This window comes from Streptosporangium sp. NPDC049376, from assembly GCF_044466505.1.
GTDB lineage: Bacteria > Actinomycetota > Actinomycetes > Streptosporangiales > Streptosporangiaceae > Streptosporangium.
In genome coordinates this window covers 205391-229327 of record NZ_JBITMT010000010.1, presented here as the reverse complement: position 1 = coordinate 229327, position 23937 = coordinate 205391, and the positions used below count along the sequence as shown (strand labels likewise).

The 23937-nt window shown below is 70.0% G+C and carries 23 protein-coding genes; 15 read left to right on the top strand and 8 right to left on the bottom strand.

All coding sequences use genetic code 11. From position 1 onward, the window contains the following. Positions 1 to 36: 36 nt before the first annotated feature. The 10 genes from ACIBVQ_RS25130 to ACIBVQ_RS25085 all read left to right on the top strand — a co-directional run bounded on the left by ACIBVQ_RS25130 (position 37) and on the right by ACIBVQ_RS25085 (position 8734). Entirely contained in the window at positions 37 to 630 is a 594-nt protein-coding gene (locus tag ACIBVQ_RS25130) for a DUF2975 domain-containing protein (RefSeq protein WP_399180328.1), read from the top strand. Then, complete coding sequence (locus ACIBVQ_RS25125) at positions 630 to 863, top strand: helix-turn-helix domain-containing protein (RefSeq protein ID WP_399180326.1); 234 nt, start codon at positions 630 to 632, stop codon at positions 861 to 863. Before ACIBVQ_RS25130 ends, ACIBVQ_RS25125 begins: the two co-directional genes overlap by 1 nt. A gap of 126 nt (positions 864 to 989) precedes the next feature. Beyond that, entirely contained in the window at positions 990 to 1817 is an 828-nt protein-coding gene (locus ACIBVQ_RS25120; protein WP_352014492.1) for an amino acid ABC transporter permease, read from the top strand. Next, on the top strand, positions 1814 to 2575 hold the full coding sequence (locus ACIBVQ_RS25115) for an amino acid ABC transporter ATP-binding protein (RefSeq protein WP_399180324.1): 762 nt from the start codon (positions 1814 to 1816) through the stop codon (positions 2573 to 2575). Before ACIBVQ_RS25120 ends, ACIBVQ_RS25115 begins: the two co-directional genes overlap by 4 nt. 145 nt (positions 2576 to 2720) lie before the next feature. Beyond that, positions 2721 to 3620 (top strand): transporter substrate-binding domain-containing protein, encoded by a 900-nt coding sequence (locus ACIBVQ_RS25110; RefSeq protein WP_362913484.1) that lies wholly within the window; start codon positions 2721 to 2723, stop codon positions 3618 to 3620. 33 nt (positions 3621 to 3653) lie between these two features. Beyond that, entirely contained in the window at positions 3654 to 4514 is an 861-nt protein-coding gene (locus ACIBVQ_RS25105; RefSeq protein ID WP_399180321.1) for a helix-turn-helix domain-containing protein, read from the top strand. Positions 4515 to 4640: 126 nt separating this feature from the next. Then, a complete protein-coding gene (locus ACIBVQ_RS25100) occupies positions 4641 to 5144 on the top strand; it encodes a helix-turn-helix domain-containing protein (protein ID WP_399180319.1) in 504 nt (167 codons plus the stop codon). Positions 5145 to 5291: 147 nt separating this feature from the next. Further along, complete coding sequence (locus ACIBVQ_RS25095; RefSeq protein WP_362913488.1) at positions 5292 to 6755, top strand: FAD-binding protein; 1464 nt, start codon at positions 5292 to 5294, stop codon at positions 6753 to 6755. 600 nt (positions 6756 to 7355) lie between these two features. Further along, positions 7356 to 7862 (top strand): SigE family RNA polymerase sigma factor, encoded by a 507-nt coding sequence (locus ACIBVQ_RS25090; RefSeq protein ID WP_399180317.1) that lies wholly within the window; start codon positions 7356 to 7358, stop codon positions 7860 to 7862. Next, positions 7859 to 8734: a hypothetical protein gene (locus tag ACIBVQ_RS25085; RefSeq protein ID WP_399180315.1), complete on the top strand. Its 876-nt coding sequence runs from the start codon at positions 7859 to 7861 to the stop codon at positions 8732 to 8734. Before ACIBVQ_RS25090 ends, ACIBVQ_RS25085 begins: the two co-directional genes overlap by 4 nt. Positions 8735 to 9012: 278 nt before the next feature. Here ACIBVQ_RS25085 and ACIBVQ_RS25080 read toward each other — a convergent pair whose 3' ends face one another. The 6 genes from ACIBVQ_RS25080 to ACIBVQ_RS25055 form a co-directional block, all read right to left on the bottom strand. Next, the gene (locus tag ACIBVQ_RS25080) at positions 9013 to 9300 is read right to left on the bottom strand and encodes a carbohydrate-binding protein (protein ID WP_352014484.1); all 288 of its coding nucleotides are present in this window, start codon (positions 9298 to 9300) and stop codon (positions 9013 to 9015) included. 1161 nt (positions 9301 to 10461) lie between these two features. After that, the gene (locus tag ACIBVQ_RS25075; protein WP_399180313.1) at positions 10462 to 11514 is read right to left on the bottom strand and encodes a TIGR04500 family putative peptide maturation system protein; all 1053 of its coding nucleotides are present in this window, start codon (positions 11512 to 11514) and stop codon (positions 10462 to 10464) included. 26 nt (positions 11515 to 11540) lie between these two features. Beyond that, the gene (locus ACIBVQ_RS25070; RefSeq protein ID WP_399180311.1) at positions 11541 to 12524 is read right to left on the bottom strand and encodes an MvdC/MvdD family ATP grasp protein; all 984 of its coding nucleotides are present in this window, start codon (positions 12522 to 12524) and stop codon (positions 11541 to 11543) included. A 74-nt stretch (positions 12525 to 12598) separates the two neighbouring features. Beyond that, entirely contained in the window at positions 12599 to 12745 is a 147-nt protein-coding gene (locus ACIBVQ_RS25065) for a hypothetical protein (RefSeq protein ID WP_399180309.1), read from the bottom strand. Positions 12746 to 12950: 205 nt separating this feature from the next. Then, entirely contained in the window at positions 12951 to 13625 is a 675-nt protein-coding gene (locus tag ACIBVQ_RS25060) for a response regulator (RefSeq protein WP_399180307.1), read from the bottom strand. Between the two features lie 13 nt (positions 13626 to 13638). Then, entirely contained in the window at positions 13639 to 14841 is a 1203-nt protein-coding gene (locus ACIBVQ_RS25055) for a sensor histidine kinase (RefSeq protein ID WP_399180305.1), read from the bottom strand. Between the two features lie 205 nt (positions 14842 to 15046). Here ACIBVQ_RS25055 and ACIBVQ_RS25050 point away from each other — a divergent pair, with 205 nt between their 5' ends. After that, positions 15047 to 15733 carry a hypothetical protein gene (locus ACIBVQ_RS25050; RefSeq protein ID WP_362913496.1) on the top strand — a complete coding sequence of 229 codons (687 nt, stop codon included), beginning with the start codon at positions 15047 to 15049 and terminating at the stop codon, positions 15731 to 15733. 116 nt (positions 15734 to 15849) lie between these two features. Beyond that, the gene (locus tag ACIBVQ_RS25045; protein ID WP_399180303.1) at positions 15850 to 19215 is read left to right on the top strand and encodes a BTAD domain-containing putative transcriptional regulator; all 3366 of its coding nucleotides are present in this window, start codon (positions 15850 to 15852) and stop codon (positions 19213 to 19215) included. A 105-nt stretch (positions 19216 to 19320) separates the two neighbouring features. Here the strand turns inward: ACIBVQ_RS25045 and ACIBVQ_RS25040 are convergent, their stop codons facing one another. Both ACIBVQ_RS25040 and ACIBVQ_RS25035 read right to left on the bottom strand, forming a co-directional pair. After that, entirely contained in the window at positions 19321 to 20712 is a 1392-nt protein-coding gene (locus ACIBVQ_RS25040; protein WP_399180301.1) for a hypothetical protein, read from the bottom strand. A gap of 176 nt (positions 20713 to 20888) precedes the next feature. After that, the gene (locus tag ACIBVQ_RS25035) at positions 20889 to 21305 is read right to left on the bottom strand and encodes an SRPBCC domain-containing protein (protein WP_399180300.1); all 417 of its coding nucleotides are present in this window, start codon (positions 21303 to 21305) and stop codon (positions 20889 to 20891) included. Positions 21306 to 21386: 81 nt separating this feature from the next. On the opposite strand from ACIBVQ_RS25035, the gene ACIBVQ_RS25030 reads away from it, so the two are divergent. The 3 genes from ACIBVQ_RS25030 to ACIBVQ_RS25020 all read left to right on the top strand — a co-directional run bounded on the left by ACIBVQ_RS25030 (position 21387) and on the right by ACIBVQ_RS25020 (position 23564). Beyond that, a complete protein-coding gene (locus ACIBVQ_RS25030) occupies positions 21387 to 21869 on the top strand; it encodes a MarR family winged helix-turn-helix transcriptional regulator (protein WP_399180298.1) in 483 nt (160 codons plus the stop codon). Between the two features lie 61 nt (positions 21870 to 21930). Further along, complete coding sequence (locus tag ACIBVQ_RS25025; protein ID WP_352014478.1) at positions 21931 to 22431, top strand: SigE family RNA polymerase sigma factor; 501 nt, start codon at positions 21931 to 21933, stop codon at positions 22429 to 22431. Further along, the gene (locus tag ACIBVQ_RS25020; protein WP_399180296.1) at positions 22428 to 23564 is read left to right on the top strand and encodes a hypothetical protein; all 1137 of its coding nucleotides are present in this window, start codon (positions 22428 to 22430) and stop codon (positions 23562 to 23564) included. Before ACIBVQ_RS25025 ends, ACIBVQ_RS25020 begins: the two co-directional genes overlap by 4 nt. Positions 23565 to 23937 lie beyond the last annotated feature (373 nt).

Sequence of the window (23937 nt, the reverse complement as noted above, 5' to 3'; positions counted from 1 at the left end):
ATAAGTGGGAGCGAGATGTCCGAGAGGAAACCTTCGTTGGAGCCCTTGGCCAGCGCGGCGCCGCTTGGGCTGTTGTGGTTCGTCGTCGTCACGGTGGTGGGCTTGGGGCTTCTCGCCTCCGGGAGAGGCAGTCTCTTCGGGCTGGACGGCGAGACCGCGTGCGCCGTCGATCCGGGCCTGCAGGCGGGAGAGGTTCTCGTCGACCGCGCCACTTCGGGTGTGTCGACGATGGCGACGGGAACGCGGTTCTGCACGGGCGACCCCAGCGGGGCGCAGATGATCTGGCAGGCGCTCACCACGTTCCCCGGCTTCGTGCTCGCCGTCGGCGCGCTCGTCATGGTGTGGCGTATGGTCCGCGTCGCGGACAGGCGGGGCGTCTACACACTCGATGTGGCGCGAGGGCTTCGTTCCCTGGGGTGGTGGCTGCTGGCCGGTGCCGTCCTGGCTCCCGCCGTTCAGGACCTCGCCAACGCTCAGCTGCTCGGCACGCTCAGCGTCGGCTACTCCTACACGTTCCGGCTGCCTGACATCTCACCGGCGGTCGTTCTCACCGGGCTGGGTCTCATCACGCTCACCCGCGTCATGAGGAACGCCGTCCGGATGCGTGAGGACCTCGAAGGCCTGGTCTGATGTCACCCGCCGACCTGGAAGAACACGGCATAGCCGTACACCTCGACCGCCTTCTCGCGGAGCGGGGGATGACCCTCACGGAGTTGTCGGAACGCGTCGGCGTGACCATCGTGAACCTGTCCATCCTCAAGAACGGCCGCGCCAGGGCGATCAGGTTCAGCACGTTGACCAAGATCTGCGAGACCTTGGAGTGTCAGCCCGGGGACCTGCTCTCCTGTCGCCGGGAGGACTGACAGGCAGGCGCCCGCGACGCCGCAAGCCGGGATGATCAAGCTGAACATGGCATCTGTATCGGGAGATCCCACAAGAGTGCAGTCAGCGTCAAGCTTTGGCGTCGGGGGCGGTTCTACGGTCGTCGCGTGCTCGACGAACTCTCGAAGATGCCCGTCGCACGGCGGCGGCGCCTGGGGTCACGATGGGGGCTCGGCGCGGTACTGCTCGCGCTGACCGCCTGGCTTTGCTGGACGGTCGTCACCAGCCCGAACCTTGACTGGGCGGTGATCGGATCCTATCTGTTCGCGGAACCGATCCTCAGCGGGGTCGGGGTGACGCTGCTGCTCACCGTCTCGACCCTGTTGTTCGGCCTGGTCCTCGGGATGCTGCTGGCCCTGATGAGGCAGTCCGACAACCCGGTGCTCAGCGCGGCCTACGCGGCGTACGTCTGGTTCTTCCGTGGGACGCCGCTGCTGGTCCAGCTGGTCTTCTGGTTCAACCTCGCGCTGCTGTTCCCCAGGATCGGCATCGGGATTCCCGGCACCTCACTCGGCTGGTACGGCGAGGCCAACACGCTGATCACCCCGTTCGTCGCGGCGCTGTTCGGCCTGGCCCTGCACGAGGCCGCGTACATGGCGGAGATCATCCGAGGCGGGTTCCTGGCCGTCCCGCGTGGCCAGGTGGACGCCGCGCTCATGATCGGCATGACCCCGGCACAGGCGTCGCGGCGGATCGTGGTGCCGCAGGCCGTACGGGTGATCCTGCCCGCGCTCGGCAACCAGTTCATCCTCATCCTGAAGGGCACCTCGATGGTCTCGGTCATCGGCGGCGGTGACCTGCTGACCCGCGCCCAGCAGATCTACGGCCAGAACTACCAGGTCATCGCCCTGCTTCTGGTCGCCTCCCTGTGGTACCTGGCGCTGGTCAGCCTGGCCTCGATCGGCCAGCACTACCTTGAGCGGGGGCTGCGGTGAAGGGCGCGGTGAGTGTCAGGGGTCTGCGCAAGTCGTACGGCGCGACCCCGGTTCTGCGGGGCATCGACCTGGACGTGGCCCCCGGTGAGGTGGTCTGCTTCCTCGGCCCGTCGGGCGGCGGCAAGAGCACGTTGCTGCGCTGCATCGCCCACCTGGAGACCGTGGACGCCGGGCTGGTCGCCGTGGACGGGGAAGTGGTCGGCTACGAGCCGAAGGACGGCAGGCTGGTCGAGTCGTCGCCGAAGCGGCTGGCCATGACGCGCCGCAAGATGGGCATGGTCTTCCAGCAGTTCAACCTGTTCGCGCACCTCACGGCGCTGGAGAACGTCATGCTCGGGCCGGTGACGGTCCTGCGGCGCGACCACAACGAGGTCGCGAGGCGGGCACGTGACCTGCTGGGGCGGGTCGGGCTGGCGGCGCACGCGGACAAGCGTCCGGCGCAGCTGTCCGGCGGCCAGCAGCAGCGGGTGGCGATCGCCCGCGCGCTGGCCATGGACCCGTCGGTGCTGCTGTTCGACGAGCCGACGAGCGCGCTCGACCCCGAACTGGTCGGCGAGGTCCTCGGCGTCATGCGCGACCTGGCCGGTCAGGGCATGACCATGCTCGTCGTCACGCACGAGGTGGGGTTCGCGCAGGAGGTGGGGGACACCGTGGTGTTCCTCCACGGCGGTGTCGTCGAGGAGCAGGGCCCGGCACAGCAGGTACTGCGTTCGCCCTCGTCGGAGCGGACGGCGTCGTTCCTGGCCCGCGTCCTGTAAGGGCCGGCGACACCTCGAAGCCCTCGACGCCGAGCCCCGGGTCCCAAGAGCCCGGAGCCCGAGGCGCCCGAAGCAAGGTCCCCGAGCCACCCCCCCACGGGCTGCGAAGCACAGCCCGGCATGAGTTCGCAGAGCAAGGAGTGACATGTCAGTCATCACCCGTGGTTGTGTCCTGATCGCGGCCGTGGCCGTACTCGCCGGGTGCGGCACCTCGACGCCGGAGGCGTCCCCGTCCTCGGCCGCGCCCGCCCCGGGAGCGTCGGAGGCCCCGGCGGCGTCCGGCGCGGCGGCGCTGGTGCCCGACCGGATCAAGCAGGCGGGGGTCATCAACGTCGGCACGACCCTGCCGAACCTGCCCTACCTGCTGACCGACTCGGCCAACAACATCACCGGGGGCATCACCCCGGAGGTCGGCAAGGCGGTCGCCGCCAAGCTCGGCCTGGAGTACAAGATCCAGAACGTGGCCTGGGAGGCGCTGCTGCCGGGCGTCGCGGGCGGGCGGTACGACATGGCCGACGACGGCATCTCCGACACGCTCGAACGCCAGCAGATCGGCTACTTCGTCGACTACATGCAGTCCTCGCAGGTCCTGGTGACCAGCAAGGACAAGGCGGCGACGATCAAGTCACTCGACGACGTCTGCGGCAAGAAGGTCGCCGCGATCCGCGGCACGACCGACGTGCAGGTGGTCAAGGACGCCTCGAAGAAGTGCGCCGACGGTGGCAGGCCCGCCGCGGAGGCGGTCGAGTTCCCCACGGCCCAGGACGCCGACCTGGCGCTGCGCTCGGGCCGGGTGGACGTGGAGGTGCTGGTCGCCGAGACCGCCAAGTACGCCATCAGCCAGGGCTCGCCGGTGGCGATCGTGGCCGAGGGCTTCGCGCCGACCTACGTCGGCATGTTCGTCGCGAAGAAGGACAAGGCCTTCGCCGACGCCCTGCTGGCCGCGCTGAAGGAGCTCAAGGCGGACGGCACGCTCGACAGGATCCTCGACGGGTACGGCCTCAAGCCCATCGACGAGCCCGGAATCAATCTCGCCACGTCCTAGGGCCGGGTTCCACACGCAGAGGGGGTGAGCCGGATGTTGCCGATGCATGAGATCGAGGTGCCGGTACCGATGGGGCTCTCGCCCTTCGCCGTCGGTACCTTCGACGAGATGGGGTCGTGGTCGCGGGCCGCCTTCCCGCACCGTCACGTGTTCTACGAGATCCTCTACGTGAGCGCGGGAAGCGGCACCCACACCGTCGACTTCAGGTCGTCCCCGATCCGGCCCGACACGATGTACTTCATCGCGCCGGGCCAGGTCCACCACTGGACGTACGAGGTGCCCATGCAGGGCACGCTGGTGCTGTTCACCGAGGAGTTCCTGCTGTGGCAGGAGGAGCCGCCCTTCTTCCACGGTCTCAGCGAACGTGCCGAACTGCGCCTTTCCGGCGTGGAGGCGGAGGGCATGGCGCGGTTGCTGGGGCTGATGTGCGAGGAGTACCGGGGGCGGGGCGCCGGGTTCGCCTCGATGCTCCAGTCGTACCTGCAGATCCTGCTGGTCACCAGCGGACGTCTGCTTGAGGCGGGCAACGGCGGAGGGGCCGTCACGCGCTCCTCGATACTGGCGCGGGCCTTCACCCGGCTGGTCGCCAAGCACGTGATCGACGTCCGTTCCGTCCGGGCCTACGCGGAACGGCTCGGCGTCACCTCGGGGCACCTGGCGGAGACGGTCAAGGAGGCGACGGGACGCAGTCCGGGTGAGGTGATCAGGGACGCACTCACGCTTGAGGCCAAGCGACTGCTGGTGCAGAGCGACCTGTCGGTCGCGCAGATCGCCCGCGCGCTCGCCTTCGACGACGCCTCCTACTTCGGCCGGTTCTTCAAGCGGGAGGCCGGGGTGACGCCGGGGGACTTCCGTAAGGAAATCCGGGAAAAGTACCAGCCTGGCCGTACCTAGTGCCTGTTCCCGCAGGTGAACACCTCCTTAATGTGGGAGAAATCCCAGTGTTGAGGAGGTCCGTGTGACTCGTGGGGTGACGACCGGCGGACACATCGGCGAGACGGACAGGGGCGTCGGTTCCTGATGGGCGAGACGATGTCGGTGACGTACGTCTCCGCCGAGGACGCCGGGATGCTGGTGCTCAGGCTGCCCGGACACCTGGCGGCGGACTCCGCGACCGTCGAGCGGTTGAAGGACGCCGTACGGCACACCGCCGCCGGCTTCGTCGAAGCCGGTCCCAACGAGGGTCCCCGTGACGGCCTGATGCCCAGGATCCGTGCCTACATCGACGACAACCTGGGCGACCCGGACCTGTCACCGGAGTCGGTGGCCTCGGCGCACCACATCTCCACCAGCTACCTCTACAAGCTGTTCGCCCGGCAGGGCGTCTCGGTCGCCCGCTGGATCAGGCAGCGCCGTCTGGAACGTTGCAGGAAGGACCTGTCCGACCCCCGGCTCGGCGGCAGGGCCGTCGGCGAGGTGGGCGCGCAGTGGGGGTTCGCCGACTCCTCCTACTTCAGCAGGGTCTTCAGGCAGACGTACGGCTGCTCACCCCGGGCCTACCGGCACGGTCTCAAGGCCTCCTGAGGCCGGTTCCGGTCCCGAACCCCGAGGGTTGAGGCCGGTTTCGAGGCGTCCCGATCCCCGGAAAACGGTTGTACACGCGGACGCGCGATGCGCAATGTCACGAAAGGCGCGTTGTCCCCATATAGCTTGATCACTAGCGTCTCAAACGTGGTTACACGACGACGATTCCTCGGCACGCTCGGTGCGAGCGCCCTCATTGTCGGCTTCGATCCTGTGGAGCGGGCGTGGGCGACCGGTCCCGGCTCCGGTGGACTCCAGCGCATCCCTCACCTGGACGGCGTCCTGCTCACCGATCTCGCCACCCGTCAGGCCGACGGCCGTGACCTCGGCAGGATCGTGAAGCGCCTACCCCGCGCGGTGCTTCGGCCCGGGTCCGTCCGCGACATCCAGAAAATGGTCCGCTTCTGCCGCGAGCACCGCATCCCGGTCTCCACCCGCGGCCAGGGGCACTCGACCCACGGGCAGGGGCTCACCGACGGTCTCATCATCGAGAACCGGTCGCTGTCCGCCATCCACTCGATCGGCCCCGACTCCATCACCGTGGGCTCCGGCGCACTGTGGCGGGAGGCGGCCGACGCCGCCGCGCCCCGCGGTCTGACGCCCCCGCTGTTCACCACCTACGTCGGGCTCTCGGTCGGTGGAACGCTCTCGGTCGGCGGCGTCCCCGCGCAGAACAACTTCGGTGTGCAGATCGACCACGTCCGCGAGCTTGAGGTCGTCACCGGCGACGGCCGCCTGCACCGGTGCTCGATGGACCGCGAGCGGGACCTGTTCGAGGTGATGCTCGGCGGTCTCGGCCAGTGCGGCGTGATCACCCGCGCCACGCTCGACCTGGTGCCCTCCCGCTCGCTGGCGCGCAACTACATGATCCGCTACCCGGTCACCGAGGTGGCGAGGGCCTGGGACGACCTGCACATCCTGCTGGACAGGAACGAGGTCGACGGCTCCTACCTGCTGATGTCCGTACCCGACGGCACGAACATCACCTGCCAGCTCAACGTGGTCGTCTTCCACGACGCCGACACCCCGCCCAACGACCAGCGCCTGCTGCGTGACCTGAGTGTCTCCCCGGCCTCCGCGGAGATCGAGAACAGCACCTACCTGGGGTGGGTGAAGCGCTACGACCCGGTCATCGAGCTGTGGCAGCGACAGTGCGCCTGGGACGACCTGATCAAGCCGTGGTTCGACGTCATGCTTCCCGGGGAGTCGGCCGAGGCCTACGTCTCGGAGGTCATGCCGTCGCTCACCGCCCGCGACTACGGCCCCCCGACCGGCATCGGCTTCCTGTTCCCGCAGCGGCGGGCCAAGCTGACCAGGCCGTTCTTCCGGGTTCCGCCGGGCGACAGCGAGTACGTCTACCTGTTCGACATCCTCACCTCCTCTCCCGCGCCCGGCCCCGACGCGGCCTTCACCGCCGAGATGCTGGAGCGCAACCGCCGTCTGCACGCCAAGGCGCGGGCGATCGGCGGGACCCGCTACCCCATCGGCTCCCAGGACTTCACCAGGGCCGACTGGCGCGCCCAGTACGGCGACCGGTGGGCGGACCTGGTGCGCCGCAAGGCGAAGTACGACCCCGACCACATCCTGACCCCCGGCCCGGGGATCTTCTGACCACGTCCGCGTCCCGCTCCGCGAAGAGCGGGACCCGGGCAGGTCCAGAGCCTCGAAGAACAGGCCGATGTACGGCCCACGGTCGCTCGGGCACCCAGCGCGGGGCCCCAGTTCGTCGGCCCCCGTGAACCCGGTCGAGGAGTGAGCGGCCGACGGCCCCGGCCGTGCGGATCCCGTGGACGCGCGCCCGGCAGGCCGCGGTACGCACGGTCGATCCGATGCGGGAGCCGCCGTCATCGACCGGTACCACACCGCCTCGCAGGCGGCGTTGAGAAACAGGCCACAGCCGGGGGCATGGAACATCCTGATCCCGCCCGCGCCCAAGGGCCGGGCCGTTCGAGACCGCCATCCTGGTCGACCCCCGCCTCCGCGTGTTCCGGGGCGTGTGCGGTGCCACCGACGCCGAACGGCAGGCCATCGAGCCGGTATCGTCATGGACGACGGCTCGCGCGAGCCGCCCCTCCCACGTGGCCCTGACGGTCGGTTCGCACAGGGGCGCTTACCGGCTTCCGCCTCCAGGGCATCGGCGGTGCCGGCTGACGCGCGCCATAGATCCGTGAGCTCTCCTCCATCTAAGGGTGCGAGACACGAGGAGAGCCCTTGCACCCTGACCATCAGCGCGACTTCACCGAGTTCGTCGCCGGCCGATCCGACAGCCTGATCAGGCTCGCCTACGTTCTGACCAACGACCGGCACGCCGCCGAGGACCTGCTGCAGACGGCGCTGGCCAAGACGGCCGCCCACTGGCGGCGCATCCGAGCCAACCCGGAGGCGTACGTGCGCCGGGTCGTGTACCACGAACAGGTCGGGCGGTGGCGCAGCCCACGCTGGGGCCGTGAACGGGTGCTCGAAGCGCCTCCCGATCACGGTGTGGCCGACCGCACCTCCGAGGTGGAGACCCGCGTCACGCTGGCCGAGGCGTTACGGGTCCTGCCCGCGCGCAAACGGGCGGTGCTGGTGCTGCGCTACTACGAGGACCTCCCGGAGTCCGAGGTCGCCAAGATCATGGGCTGCTCGGTGGGCACCGTACGCAGCCAGACCCATCAAGCCGTCGCCCGCCTGCGCGAACTGGTCGGCGAGACCGTCATCCTGGAGGGCCTGCAGTGACCATCGACGAACGGCGGATCGCCGAAGAGCTGCGCCTGATGGCCGACGAGGCCGTCCCCGTGGACCCGCTGGCCTACGCCACGCGGGCTCTCGTCCGGCGTCGGCGCCGGACGTGGTCGGTCGCCGGACTCATGGCGGTGACCGTGACCGCCACGGTGGCCGCCACCGTGGTGGCGGCAGTGGTCCTGCCCTTCCCGGACACCTCCGGCCCGAACACCGGGGCCAGTGTGGCGGCCCTGCCGGACAACACCCCCGAGCAGTTGCGGTTCGTACGCGAGTGCATGCCCCAGGGCGGGCCCGTGCACAACATGGACGGGAACCGGCGGATCACCGAGCACGGGGCGGTTGACGACTTCCGGGTGCTGGTGGAGTACCGGGACAAGGGAGGGACCACCGCCCTGGTGGGCAGTGTCGCCGGTTTCGTGCTCTGCACGCCGACCGATCAGAAGGACATGGCCGAGCGCGCGGTCTTCACCTACTGGGGGTTCCGGCCGCCCGGGGACCTGGCCGGGTTCTCCGGCGACCTGCGGGTGGACGCGTACACCAGCCACACGCATTCGTCCGCGGTCGGCGAGCAGCGGATCCAGAAGGACGACGTGTACCGGGTCGTCACCGGGCGGGTCAGCGACACCGTGCGGCGGGTCGAGGTCGACTGGGCGGACGGGCGGCGCACGTCCGCGCGGATCGCCAACGGGTTCTTCATCGTACGGATCATCGGGAGGCCGGTGCGCGACCCTGAGGGCACCGGGAAGGCGGGGGCCGTGGTCCTGGACTCGCCGCCCGTCACGGTGACGGCGTACGGGGCCGACGGGAAGGTCCTGCGGCAGGAGAGGAACGTCGCGTTCGGGCCGGTGGGGAGCGGCGGCGACTGACGGCATCGGGTGGCCGCCAGAGCCGCGGGGGCGGCGGCCGCCGACCTCAAGCCTGTACTCCACCGCCGTCCTGGTGGCCCCGGCGGTCATACCTGGACGCTCACCGGGGAGGGCACCCCGGTGAGCGTCTTCGGCGAACCAGCGGAGCCGGTCCGTTGGCCGCCCGGACGGGAGGGGTGGAGGCGGCGACCGGGTCGGGAAGCCCGGTCGTCCGCCTTCACCCCATGGCTGTGACGCTCATCCACGAGCCGCCCGTGCTGAGGTCGGGCGGGGCGTCATCAGGTGATGAGCCGCCACAGAGCGGGGGTGGTCGACGGATCACCACCGTCCGCCGACGAGTGGGCCTGGACGCACTTGTAGGTGCAGCCGTCGCAGGTGACCAGATCGCCGGCCGTGTAGTTACGTGAGGCCGACCATAACGGCCACACGACACCCGGATTGGTGATGCGCGCCGGGCGTGAACCCCCGACGGGAGCGGCCAGGGCAGCGGCCACGCCGTACAGGATGACGCCCACGGAGACCATCGCGAATGTCGCGACGGCGGAGGGCACGCGGTCTGGTTTCATGTGACTCCTCGGGAGAGGGGAGAGCGAGCGTCCCCACACTGCCCTGGGCCCCGGGGGTATGAGGAGCCATCGCTTTTGCATATCCCCGTTGTATGGTTCGCGCATCGTCACGATCGCCTGTCCCGTGCGGCGCACGGCCGACGGCGCCCGACCGGCTCCCGTCCGGCGGGATACGCCGTTCACGCTGGTCACAGCGGTCGCGTCAACCCTCACCGCCTCACGGGTCCCGCGTCCGCCCGGCCGCGCCGAGCGTTCCGGCGGCCCTCGAACACTCACGTTCGCGGCCATACCGTTTGCCCACTCTCACGCGCGCATGACCCCCCTCACACGAACGCCGGTCACCGCCATCCTGTGGGGTACGGTGACCGGCTTACCAGGCCTTCTACCCGGCGGTCGTCCTAGGCGAGGGTCCACTGGGTGCCGATGGGTCTCCTGACGGAGCGGTTCCCCGACCGGGAGATTCTCCGTGCGCCGGGAGCGCTCGCTTTCCCGATGTCTCCGCGGACTCCGACGGCGGGTTGCTCGGCCCCGTTGCGGGATTGTGTGGTGATAGAGCCTTCTCCGCCATTGTTTCTGAGGTTGCCGGCGCGATTTTCATGCTTTTCTGAAAACGTTCCGAATATCGCGGACGACGTGGCGGCCGGTGTGCTCACGATGGTCGGATCGACTGCTTTCTTCATGTCGCTCTCCTGGTGGAAGGCCCGTGACGTGCCCAACATGTCACGGGAGGGGGAAAGGGGATGCAGGTGAAGAATGGCAGTACATAGATATACACCATGGTGTACGAAACGGCCAAGATTGCGATCGAAAATAGATTTTTATCCGGACCGGGAGTCGTTTTAATCCATTCGAATTCAATTTCAGAGAAGCTGGAACGCCTCCACTGCCACGCCCAAAACCAGACCACTCCACCAGGCCCGGCCACCCCGGGGCTCACCCCCTTCTCCGCCGTCCTCGCGCGGGGCCCCGGGTTATGCCCCTGTGGACGCGAACCTCGGTCGAGCGGACGCCCGATGTCGCCTGGACGATTCGCCGCCCGTTCCAAGCGATCGATCAAGGCGGTCCAGGACATGGTGACGAGGTCCGAAGCGGTACAGGCCCGGCACGGGCGAGCGAAGTGGAAGGGTACGGCCACCGTGGTATGCCCTCGGCCGTGGACGGTTACGCGCTCAGGTCGGCGTCGAGCGCGTCCGTACGGACCCTGCTGCCCCAGAACCACTCCAGGTGGACTTCCCGCCGCCGCGCCGCGAGCCAGTCCTCGAAGATCCGCCGCTCGATGAATTCCCGGAGCGGCTCGTCCAGCACCGCGGACTCCACCGCCAGCACGTGCGCGACGCAGAGCCCGCCGTCCGGAAGCGGGGCGGGGCCGAGCACCTCACCGGCGGCGGCCCGTTCGGTCGAGGGGCCGAAAAGAGCGGTCAGTGAGGCCCTGTCGTTCGTCTCCATCCGGCTCGTGGCTGTTCCCGCCAACAACTCCTGCACCGCCAGCGTGCCCGGATCTGTCCGCCCCTCCCGTAGCAGCGCGGCGGTGGACGCGGCGTGTCCGGCGTCGGCGTAACGGAACCTGACCACGCGCAGACGGTCGAAGTCGGTGTGACGGGTGGCGAAACACCTCTCCACACGGCCTTCGGCCATCTCTCGGCGCAGGTCGGCCACCGCCGCCTCACCGGCCACGATCTCCTCCAGGCGGGTGTGGCTCAGGCCGCGCTCGGCCATCCAGCGCCGCGCGGCCTCAGCGGTCAGCAGGCCACGGGCCCGGCGGAAGGCGTCCATCGCCTGCTGGAGACGGTCGGCGGGCAGGGTCGTGTCCCTGGCGGCCAGGACATGGTCGACGACGGTGACGTCGACCAGACGGCGGGCCAGGTCCGTGTCCTCCCACAGGACATCGAGCACCGAGACGGCCTTCTCCCAGGTCACGTCGACACCGTCGACGCGCAGCACGAGGTGGTCCCCGGAACGCTGGCCACCACGCAGAGGCCAGGGGATGGCGCGGTCCGGCGCGAAGGACAGCGAAACCGTTCCTCGCGAGGTGGGGAACAGCAGGTCGTAGTGGTGGTCGTCGGTCGCGGCCTCGCGCTGCCAGAGCAGTCGCATCGGGGTCTCCGGGTGGCGGGCACGCAGGCTCGTCAACAGGTCACGGGCTTTCTCCGGCGGTACGCCGTCCAGTTCGCGCAGCCAGTCCAGCGCGTGGCCGAGCAACTCGGATGAGAGCACGTCAGGTTCTTTCGTCTTCGTATCCGTCACGGCGCGACCAGCAGGTCACAGAGCGCCTCGCTGATCGGCAGGCCGGTCAGGTCCTCGATCCACAACCACTGGCCATTGGGGTTGATCTCCAGGAACACGTACCGGCCGTCCGGCGTCAGGATCAGATCGACGGCGCCGTAGACGAGACCGAGACGCTGGGTCAGCGCGACGCACCGATCGGCGACCTCGTCCGGAAGCGGGTGGACGGCGTGCCGGGTGGCGCCAAGATCATAACGTCGCCAGTCCATGCCGGCCCGGTTGCTGTCCTGGGAGTGGATCTCGGCCGCGAACACCCGCCGCCCGACCACCGTGACGCGCAGCTCGATCTTCTTGGGCACGTACGGCTGTGCGATGACTGGACAGAACCGCAGTCCCGCTGCGTAGGCCACATCCCGCCCCGAGACGAACTCGCACTTGCGGATGACCGTGTGCCCGGCGGCCAGATCCTCCACCCACGGCAGATTCATGGGCTTGGTGATGATGTGCCCGTCGTGCCGGTTGTGGAAGTCCCACAAGGCCTCCGCCCGGCCCGTGATCAGCGTCTCCGGGATCTCGAACCCCAACTCGGCCGCCAGAGTGAGCTGGGTTGGTTTGTGCCGGGCACGCGTGAGCGCCGACTCCCGTCCGGGCACCGTACGGCATGGCAGGGATTCCCAGAGCCCCGACAGCATGGTGGCGGCCTCCTGGGCGGTGTGGGCGGCCACGGCCGGGTCGGTGAGGTCGGGATGCGCCGCGGGCGGCCGCGGGCGGCGCCACCACACGGCGGTCACCACGTCCAGGTCGAGAGGACCCGACTCGGTGTACAACACCCGCCGGGTGAGCCCTCGACTGTCGTGAGCCAGCTCGACACACGACCGGGCGGGATAGTCCGCGTTGTCGAAGACCGTGCTTCGGACACCGCGCCGTACCAGAGACTCCCTGACGCGGTCGGCGTGGCCGTCACCATCACGGGTGAGAACGAGGACATGCGGTGACGACACGAAACTCCTTGGTGGACGGGTGAGGGGCCGCCGCCCTCCGCGTCGCGTGGACGGCGGCCGGTACCTCATGGGAATCAGTCGAGCTGGCGCTGCCACGGCAGGTAGACGACCGTCACCTCGTCGGGATAGATGCCCCCGGTGACGCTGCTGAGCTCGCTCTCGTCCAGTTCTGCGCCGATCGCGGTGATGTCGTCAAGCGTGGTACGCGGCTTGATGTGCAAAGGTCTTCCTCTCTCTTGGTTCGCTGTGAGAGGAGGATGCCCGGCACGACTTGTGATGATCTTGAAATGGCTTGAGAGGACGCTCCGCGCAGGTCAGGCGATCCGATCCCGACGGCCGGCCGGGGATCCGCGGCCACGGGCCGTGTGTGCGCGTCCCGTGGCGCAGGTGTCCGCGCCGCTCTCGGGTCCACGTGGGTGGCCTCCGTCAGTCGCGCTGTTCGCCGGGGCGAACCAGTCCGCTCTCGTAGGCGTAGACCGCCGCCTGCACACGCGTGGTCAGGCCGAGCTTCATCAGGATCCGGGACAGGTGGGTCTTGACGGTGGCCTCGCCCAGGTGGAGCCGGCCGGCGATCTGGATGTTGGTCAGCCCTCGCGCGAGAAGCTTCAGCACGTCCGTCTCGCGGCCGGTGAGCGTGTCGAGCTCGCTCGGCCGGCCCGTGCCCCTCGCGGAGGCGGGCCAGTCGGCGAACGCGGCGATCACCCGCAGCGTGACGGCCGGATCGAGCAGCCCGTCGCCGGCCGCGACCGTCCTCAGCGCGGTGACCAGTTGCTCGGGCGGCGCGACCTTCAGCAGGAAACCGCTCACCCCGGCACGCAGCGCCGCGGTGACGTACTCGTCCTCGTCGAAGGTCGTCAGCACGATGACCTTGCTGTCCGGGTGGTCGCGGACGAGCCGGTGGGACGCCTCCAACCCGTTCATGCGCGGCATGCGCACGTCGATGAGCACGACGTCCGGACGGGTGCGTGCGACGAGTTCGAGGGCCTCGGCCCCGTCGGACGCCTCGCCGACGACCTCGATGTCGGGCTCGCCGCTGAGCACCAGCCGCAGGCCGGTACGGATCATCGCCTCGTCGTCGACGAGGACCACGGTGATCGGCATCGTGCCGTCCTTGTCAGACTCGGGGGAGAGGGAACCGGGCGCGTACGGCGAAGCCGCCGTCCGGCTCCGGGCCGGTGTGCAGACTGCCCTGGACCATCGCCAGCCGTTCCCGCATGCCGACCAGGCCGTGGCCGGTCCGCCTCCCGTTGGGCGGGGTGGCGGGAGCGAGGCTGTCGCGGGCCTTCGCCGTCCTGGCCCGCGTCCCGCTCCCCGAAGGGACGGGAGCGGGGGCGTTGTGCACTTCCATGGTGAGCGCCCGGTCGGTGTAACCGATGGCGACCGAAGCAGGCGCTCCGCCCGCGTGCTGCAACACGTTGGTCAACGCCTCCTGGAGCACCCGGTACGCGGTGACGTCCAGCACCGGCGGCAACCGGGGCAGGTCGGAGGGGACGTCGAGGGCGACGGCCAGCCCCGCGGCGCGTACGTCGGCGATCAACTCGTCGAGCCGGGCCAGCGACGGCATGAGGGCGAGCGGCTCGCCGTCGACGCGTTCGCGCAGGATGCCCACCAGGCCGCGCATCTCCTCGACGGTCTGCCGCCCGAGACGCTCCAGCCCGGCCACGACCTCCTGCTCGGCAGGGCGGTCGGCGAGCAGTCTGCGCAGCGCGCCGAGTTGCAGGGTCATCACGCTGACCGAGTGAGCGACCGCGTCGTGCACCTCCCGGGCGATGTGCGTACGCTCCTGCACGACGGCGGCCTTGGCGACGACCTCGCTCTGGGCGTCGAGGGCGGCCGCGAGCTCGGCCAGCTTGACGGCCCGCTCGCCGTTGCGCCGCGCCAGCAGCCCCATGGACCAGCCCGGCAGCAGGATCAAGGGCACGAACAGCAGCTCCCACGGTGAGGCCGTGACGGCGGCGGTACCGGCGAAGGACGCACCCGCGACGCACAGCGCCACGACCGAACGCCACCGTGGCTCGCGCCAGCCCGCCCAGGCGACCGCCCCGAGCAACCCGAGCATCGTCGCGCCGCTGACTCCGGGCGCGCCGAACACCACCATGCCCACCGGCAGGCAGGCGGCTGCGACGACCGTGCCCGCCAGCGGCCACCAGGCCGCGGGTACCAGGCCGACGCCCATCACCACGCCCGAGACCCAGACGGCCGTGGAGGTCGCGTCGAAGAAGTCGTCCAGCCGGACCTCCGCCACGGCCAGTGCGGCGACCAGAGGTCCGAACACCATCGGGATGAGGCGTACGTTCCTCAGCCGGCTCATCGTCATGACCACCGATCGTAACCACGCTCGCCGCCCGCCGACTCCGCCAAACGACGGACCCTGGCAGCTCGGGGCATCCGTCGAACAGCGGACCCGGCCGTGGGCGGGTCCGCCCCGAAGGGGACCCGTCACGGTGCGCGATGGCTGATCCGCCGGTCCCCGTCCCGGCGAGAGGGTGAGGCCCGCCAAGAAAAGCACCAGGAGGTAAGAGATGACCCCCCTCACCCCATCCCCGGAGACCGAGGCCCGCGTCGCGGAGCCTACGGCCCGGTTCCTGCGGCCGGCCGGTGGCGTCGCGCTGGTCGCCGGGCCCGTGCTGGTGTTCGCCGGGATGATGACCTGCCCGCCGCAGAGTTCCGACTCGACCGCCGACTACGTCACCGCACTGGCCCGCGACTTCTTCCTGACCGAGCTGTCGGCGATCCTGCTGCACTACGGACTGCTCGTGGGCGCGCTGGGCGCGCTGGCCGTGCCCGGGCTGGTGCGCGGGCGCAGGGGCCGCCTGCTCACGGTGGCCGGGGCGCTGGCCGCCGCGGTGAGCATGCTGAACGTGTCCGGCGCCGTGCGGGACGACTGGTGGCGCATGATCCTGGGCCGGCAGCTTGAGATGGACGCCGCGGTGCGCCTGTCCGACGCCGTGGACAAGGCCGCGTTCATGCCGCTGTGGAGCGGCACGGAGATCTTCGCCTTCCTCGGCCTGCTGGCCCTCAGCGTGGGGCTCGCCCGAGCGGGCGTGGCCGGATGGTGGCTCACCGTGGTCTACGTCGCGGCCTTCGTCGGAATGATGTTCATCCCGATCCACCTGACATATGTGGCGGGCACGGTCTTCACCCTGATGTTCCTGCCGCTCGCGGTCGCCGGCGTGCGCGTACTGCGGCGCGAGCGGGCCGGTGCGTGACCCGCGCCCTGCTCCAACGCCCTCACCAGGGCTCGGGCGCCGGTGACGCGTTCCGCGATCCCACCGCCGAGAGGTTGCGATCGGCTGGAAGACCGTCAGCGGGTGGTCGCAAGAAGATGACAAGAGCCACGACGATGCCGGCCCGCCGAGCACCGCGGGGCCGAGGTTCGGCCCTCGGGCACGCCGCGCGGGGCCTTTCCAGTAGAGAGAAGTGCGAGCGGTTCAAGGTGGATTTTCGAGTTCTGGGGCCCATGGAGGTTCGTGCGGACGATGGGACGCCGATCCGGATCGGCGGTCCACGCCTTCGAGCGGTACTGGCCCGGCTGCTGATCGCACACGGCTCCGTGGTGTCCGCGGAGACTCTGATCGATGACCTGTACGGCGATGCCGCCTCACCTGGTGCCATGTCCACGCTGCACTCCTTCATCTCGCACCTGCGCCGGGCGCTTGAGCCGTCCAGAGGCAGGCGTGGCCAGGCCAAGGTGCTGATCGCCCGGCAGCCCGGTTATCTGCTGGCCGCCCAGAGCGTGGACGCCGACCGGTTCACCGAACTGGTGGGCATGGCCGAACGCCACTCCCCGATGGAGGAACTCGCCGCCGCCGACGAGGCACTGGGCATGTGGCGAGGCTCGCCGTACGAGGAGTTCGGCGATCAGCTGTGGGCGGTGGCCGAGGTGAGCCGGCTGCGTGAGTCGCGGCTGGTGGCCGTCGAGCGGCGCGCCCGTGCGCTGCTTGAACTGGGCCGTCCCCAGTCTGTGATCACGGAGCTGGAGGGTGAGGTGATCACCAATCCGCTGCGCGAGCGCCTGTGGTGCCTGCTCGCACTGGCCCTCTACCGCACCGGCCGCCAAGGGGACGCGCTGGCCGTGCTGCGACGAGCGCGCCACATACTGGCCGACGAGCTCGGAGTCGACCCCGGGCCTGAGCTCCGCTCGCTGGAGGAGGACATCCTGCGCCAAGCCGACGGGCTGAACTCCGCCGTCGACATGGCGGTGGCGCTGACCGGGCCGCAGCCGCCTGACCGGTTGTACGGCCGCGGCGAGCAACTCTCGACCTTGCTCGCGTTGCCAGGACAGGCCGTGCTTACGGGCCTGGCGGTGGCGTCGGTCAGTGGCGAACGGGGGATCGGCAAGACCCGCCTGCTGGAGGAGTTCGCCGAGCGATGCGCGTCACTGCTCGGCCAGTTCGTTGTGTGGGGCCGCTGCCAGGACACCGGCCGCCGCGACACGGAGGGCCTTCCCCCACTGTGGCTCTGGAGGCAGGTCTTCGAGGCGCTCGCCCGCCATTACCCGCCGCCGGACCGGCGGGCGCTCGCCGGCCTCCTCGGCGGTGAGTGCCCGGACGACGTGACTGAGCCCCTGGCCCGCAGGAACCAGGCGATCGCCCGGTGGCTGGTCGCCGCCTCACAGGAGCGCCCGCTCGTCATCATCCTGGACGGCCTGCAGTGGGCCGACCGGGCCTCCCTCGACCTGCTCGCGGATCTCGTCGTGCTCGTGCGGGGCGGCGCCGTCACTCTGGTGGCGGCGTCCAGGAGCGGAATGGACGACCCGCTGGTTCCGCTGGTGCCCTACGACCTGACGCGGGTGCGCCTCACCGGGCTCGGCCCCGCCGCCGTACAGGAGCTCGCGGCGAACCTGGGGGTGGAGCTCAGCGAGGAGGCGGTGGCGCGGATGACCGATCGCACGGGCGGCAACCCGTTCTGCCTGCGCGAGACGGTGAAGCTGTTCGACGGGAACCCCGACGAGGTTCCGCAGTCGGTGATCGAGCTGGTGCGGACGCGGATGAACGCGCGGGGCGAGATGGGGCACGTGCTGGCGGTCGCCGGGGTGATCGGCAGGGAGTTCGATCCCGCGGTGGTGGGCGAGGTGATCGGGGCGGACGCCTACGACCTGCTCGATCAGGCGGTTCGATCGGGCTTGCTGGAGGCCGGGCAGGGGCGGCTGGCGTTCGGACACGACCTGGTGCGTGAGGCGCTGGTCCAGGACCTGCCGCCGTTGCGCAAGGCCGCCGTCCACCGGGACGTGGCCGCCGCCCTGGCCGCCCGGCCCGGGACCGATGTGGCGGTCATCGCCCACCACGCGGTGCAGTCCGGACCGGCGGCGTCGGGGGAGGCGGCGCGCTGGTCGGTGGCCGCCGCCGACCAGGCCGAACTGCGCGGGGCGTACGCCGAGGCGGCGACCTGGATGGGACACGCCGTCGTCGCGCACGACGTCTCAGGCGGTGACCCGGCCGAACACGTCGAGCTGCTGCTGCGGCAGGTGCGCGCATTGTCGCAGGCCGGTGACCCGATCGGAGCTCGCCGGGCCAGGGCCGCGGCCGTCCGCGCAGCCGATCGCACGGGAGCCACGGAACAGCTGGTGCGTGCTCTCGTCGCGTTCGACGTGCCGGCCTTGTGGCCGCTGCGTGACCCGTACGGAAAGGTGGACCTGTCTCTGGTGCGCCGCTTCGAGAGCGTGCTGGGCGAGCTGCCGCGCACCGACGGCCCGGAGCGCGCGCTGCTCCTGGCAGGGCTGGCGCAGGAGCTCTGCGACGACGGCGCCGAAGCCCGCTGCGACTCCCTGTCCGCCGAGGCCGTCGCCGTGGCCCGCCGCCTGGAGGACCCCGCTCTGCTGCGACGGGCGCTCAACGCCCGTTACCTCTCCCTCCCGGGACGACTCCAGGCGTCCGAACTGACGCGGATCGCCGACGAGCTGTATCGGTCGTCCGCTCATGAGCCCGCCTACGAGCTGCTGGCCTGCATGATGGACGCGCACCGTCTTCTGGAGACGTTCGACGTGGTCGGCGCCGACGTCGCCGCCGCTCGTTGTGACGCCCTGCTGCGGCGTCATCCGTTCCCATGGCCACGCTTCCAGCACACCCTGTGGCGGGCGAGCCGGCTGACGCTCGACGGCCGCTTCGACGAAGCCGACGTCCTGTACGCCGACGCCGAAGAACAGGCCGGGCACCTGGGCGTATGGCACGCCGTCCCCACGGCGCACGCAGGCCGCCTCCCGCTGAGCTACCACCGAGGTACGGTGGCCGCGGCCGACCTGGTCGTTGAGGCGACGCGGAGCGCGTATCCCGCGCTCGGTCATGACGTGCGAGGCCGTACCGGCGACGCCCTGACGCCGAGCGTGGTTCGGCCGCCGCTCGGCGAATCCTGGTTGTCCGCGGTCTGCTTGCGGGCCGCCGCGGCGGCGGCGCTCGGGCATCCCCACCAGTGCCGTTCCCTGTACGAATCGCTGCTTCCCTACAGCGGGCGGATCTCCGCGCTACCGGCGGCCGGGTGCATGGGGCCGGTGGACTGGTACCTGGCGCTGCTGGCGTCGGCGACCGGGCAGACGGAGGAAATCGCCGGACATCTCGACAGGCTGCGCCTCCTGGCCGCCGAGAACGGGCTGACCTGGTGGCACGACCGCGCCACCAGGCGCCTGACCGGCTCCTCGGTCGGTTCCCGGTCCTCCTGGGCCCGTACCGCGACCAGGAGGACGGCTCTCAGGTAGCCGATCACGCACCGGGCGGAGGCGGCCTGCGGCGCGGTGGGTCCGGACTTCCGTCACGTGGAGAAGGCGGCACTCGTGCGAGTGCCGCCTCTCGAACCTCCCTGTTCAGACGCAGACCAGGACGATCCTGGTGGTCATCGAGGCGTTACCCGCCCTGATCGTGACGTGATGAGTGCCGCTCTTGTTCAGCTCGGCGATGAGGACCGAAGGGGTGACGTCGTAACGGGTGCCGGTGCCGCCGGGGAAGGTCAGGGTGCCGGTGTCCACACGGACGCCGTCGAACAGCACGGTCCAGGAGAGGTCTCTGGCCGGCCCGGCCGGGAGCTCGATGCGGCCCTTGCCTCCGTACTGGACTCCGTTCCCGCAGTCATCGTGCTCGACGTAGGGTATCGGGAGGTTGGCCCAGCGGATCGCGGGTTCGTCTTGGTCGCAGGTCACGCGGTAGGGATACGTGACGACGTGCCTGACCGGAGTGAGGATCTCGATGCCGTGCCAGCCCTCGGCCGACGCCTCGTAGCCGCGCTGCAGGCTGTCCGCGTACCGGACCTCCCGGTTCTTGGTGAAGTGCGCCGTCTGGACCTCGCCCGCGTTGCCCTTGTCATCGAGCCAGCGGAACGTCACGTCCAGCGGTCCCGTCTTGGCCTTGAGCCGCGCTCCGTAGATGTTGGTCGTCGTGGGACAGCGTCCCGCGTACTCTGTCCACTCGGCCTCCACCGCCACGTCCACGGGGCTCTCCTGCCGCTGGCAGGTGACCGAATAGGTGGCGCGGCCGGAGTCGTGGCCGTGCTCGCCCAGCACGCGGATCGCCTTCCAGCCCGAGCGGGAGTTAGTGACCGGCAGGGTCAGCGACACGGTGCGGGTGCGCGGGTCGTTCCTGCCGAACTCGGCGGTCTGCGGCGCGCTCTCGCCTTCGGCGTCGTCGACCCACTGGTAGGAGGCCTTGGCGGGCACGCGGGAGACCTGGAGGGTGCCGGTGAAGGTCACGGTGACCGGGCAGGCACCGTTGTGCGAGGCGGGGCTCGCGGTCACGGAGGCGGCCGCCTCGACGGGCGCGGTCTCACCGCTGGGCGGTAGCGGGTGCCTGTTGTCGTAGACGATGAGAGGCCCGGCGCAGGTCACGGTGAAACGCGCCTTGGCCGACAGACCCTTGCGTCCGGCCACCTGCACCGCCTGCCAACCGGACGTGCTTCGCTCGAACGTCTGCCGGTCCTTGACCACGATCCGCTTGGCGCCTCGTACCTTGGCGGTCTTGAACGCACCCTTGCTGCCGTCCCCGCGTACCCAGCGGTAGCGGACCGTTCCCTTGCCCTTGGCCGAAAGCACGGCCGAGAAGCCGACCGTCGTCGGGCAGGCGCCGGACTGCTTGGCGGGCGTGGCCCTGACCTTGGCCACACTCACCGCGACCCCGGCGGATGCCGAGGCGGCGGCCGGGGTCGTCCCGAGCAGTCCGGCGCACAAGGTCAGGGCACTGCTCAGGAGGAGCACTCGCCTGCTCATGTCGCGTCGTCTCTTCATAAGGACGTCAGCGTGGCGCTCGCGACTTGAAATCGACTTGCCGTTTCGGAGCTCCTTCGTGGAGGTCCCCGGCCTGGATGTCCTTGTCCGTGGACGTTGAACCGCTTTGGAGCCGGGCCGGCCGCCTTCCGGTCGTCGGTTCCCGTGGGTCCGTTCGGTCAGGCCGCGGCGAGATGGGTGGTCAGGCTGTCGAGCAGGAAGTTGCTGCCCTGCTCGGCCTGGTCGCGGTCCTCCGCGGTGTCGAAGGTCTGGGAGAGGCTGATCTGGGTGCGCTCGCCGTCGGCGGTCAGGTCGAGAGTCATCAGGACGGGCTCGTCGCGGCCGGGCACGTTCATGCCCATCACCAGGCGCTTGTTCTCCACGACCTCGACGTAGCCGCCCGTCAGCGGGACGCGGGCGCCGCCGGGGATGACCATGACCGAGCGCCAGGCGCCACCGGGCCGGACGTCCAGGACGACTTCCTCGGCACTGGCCCACACGGCGTATTCGTCGGCGACGGTCCAGGCGGCCCACACCCTGTCGGCCGGGGCGTCGAGGGTCCGGGTGATGGTGTAGTCGAAGCCGGCGGTGCTCATGGTGGGACTCCTTCGTCTGTGTCGGAGGTTGGGGATCAACTGATCTCAAGGTATAGTAATGATCAGTGATAGTCAATGATCGTGAATAATTTGGGAGTCGAGATGGACGCCACCGCCGAGGAGCCGGACTTGGGGATGTTGGTCGGGCAGCTGGGCCGGGCGCTGCAGGAGGAGCTGTTCGCCCGGCTCGCCGAGCAGGGCCACCCCCAGGTGCGGCCACGACACGGCACGGTGCTGGCGGTGCTGCCAGCCTCAGGTGTGCGGGCGACCGAGCTCGCGCAGCGGTCCGGGCAGCACAAGCAGATCGTCGGGGTCATCGTCGACGAGCTGGAGCGGCTCGGCTACGTGCGCAGGGAGGCCGACCCGGCCGATCGGCGCGCGAAGCTCGTCGTCCCCACCGAGACCGGTCTGGACGAGATCGACAAGGCCCGCGCCATCCTGGCCCGGATCGAACAGCGGCACCGCCAGGAGCTGGGAGACGACGACTACCGGATCTTCAAGGCCGCCCTCGGGCACATCACCCGTTCCCAGCGGGCTTGGCAGGCCCACGACCGGAAGGGCTGATTCAACAGTTCGGCCTCCTCGGCCGTCTATCCCGTGACGGGACGAGGAAAGGCAGGGGCCGGTGGAAGACGATTCCCGCTTCGAGGAGTTCGTGGCGGAACGCGCTGATGCCCTGCTGCGCTACGGCTATCTGCTCAGCGGCAATCCGCACGACGCCGCCGACCTCACGCAGGAGGCGTTGATCCGGCTGCACCAGGCCTGGCCACGGGTACGACGGAAACAGGCTCCCGAGCCGTACGTCAAGATGATCATGGCCAGGCTGCACGTCAGCATCTGGCGGGTGCGCAGGCGTGAGGCGCCGGGCTGGGCGCTGCCCGAGACGGCGCGTTTCGACAGCCCGCCGTCCGACAGCGACGAGGGGCTGTGGCAGGCGCTCGCCACCCTGCCGCGCAAGCAGCGGGCCGTACTGGTGCTGCGTTACTACGAGGACCTGTCCGACACGGAGATCGCCGACGTGCTCGGCGTCTCCCGGGGGACGGTACGCAGCCACGCCTCACTCGGCCTGGCCAGGCTCCGTTCTGTCCTGCCCAGCCCCTCAGCGATCAACGGGAGCCCCGCATGACCGACCGGTTGGAATCCCGTCTGCGCTCGGCGCTCGGAACCGCCGCCACGCGTGCGCCGCAGGCCCCGGCGAGGTTCTCCGCCGAGGTGGTGCTCCGGTCGCGGCGCCGCCGTACGCGCAGGCACGCGCTGGTGGCGGGCGTCTGCGTCGTCGCGGTCGCCGTGCCGGTCGCGGTGACGGTCACCCGCGACACCGGGGGAGGCGGCATCGCCGCCGTCGTCACCGCGACCCCCACAGCTTTTGAGGACCCGCTCAGGAACCCGGACCCCGTCGGGAAGCGCCTGACGATCGACAACCCCTCGGAGGGCCGTCCCCTCTCGCTCTGGTACGCCAGGGCGAGGAACGGTGCCACCGTCTTCTGCCGGAAGTACACCTCCAGGACCGGAGGGGGAACGGAGTTCTGCGGCGAGGGGCCGGTGATCGACGGCGCGGAGGCGACGGACCAGGGCTCCACGGAGTCGTTCCCGCCCCCCGTCACGGGAAAGGTCCTGCACTACGGCACCGCCCAGGCCGGGATCGCCCGGGTCGTGGCCGTACGCGAGAGAGGCGGGCGGGTCACCGGCACGCTGCGGACGCCGCAGGGCGCCCCCCAGGCCATCTGGACCGTGACCGTTTCCGCGGACGAACCGGTTACCGCGTTCGAGTTCCTGGACGGCTTGGGCAGGACGGTCAAAAGGATCGAGCGGCAGCCCCCGGCGTTCCCCGAGACCGACGCGAAGCCGGTCGGCTCGACCGTGGAGATGCCCGGCGGCCTCGTCGTGGGCCTCTACGAGACGCCCGACAGGTCACTGATCTGGAAGCTGGGGGGACGGGCCGTCGCCATGAACACCCTCTCGCCGGGAGGGCCGCTGACCGACATGGGCGGCAGGCCCATGAAGGCGGAGCTGCGGGAGCACGAGGACCGCTGGTTCGGCATCACCGGCGCCGGGACCGCCCGCGTCGCGCTGGTCCTCCGGGACGGTACGACGGTGACCGCCGACACCAGGCCGGAACCGTGGCAGGCCGGTGACTTCCGGATGTTCGCCGGAACACAACGGCGCACCGACGACATCTACGCCGAGGGCTTCGAGCTCGTCGGCTACGACAGGGACGGCGCGGAGCTCTGGCGCGAGGACCACGGCCCCACGCGCTAGAGACACAGGGCAGCCGTACGGCAGGGCGGTCAACGGGGGCGGCCGTCCTGCCGTACTCGGTGCGAACCCGGCGAGATCCGGCAGGCGGGAAGCCGCGCCGACACCCACCCGAGAGGTCGAGGAACGGCACCAAAAAGAACCATAAGCCACCATGATTTCCGGGTTGCCGTGGAAAACAAGGTAAATTCCATCCTCAATGGACTTCCTGTGTCCAGGGCCCCGAAACGGCGGGAAGAAAAGCGACGTAAACCTTTCCTGGGAATCCATGTGTCACCGTCGTGACCTGTCCCTACGCTGGGTGCGAGTGCTCTGTTTCGGGGGCGGGACACGGGAAGAGGAGCAAATGGAAGACCGTAAGGAAAGGTGTGAGCCT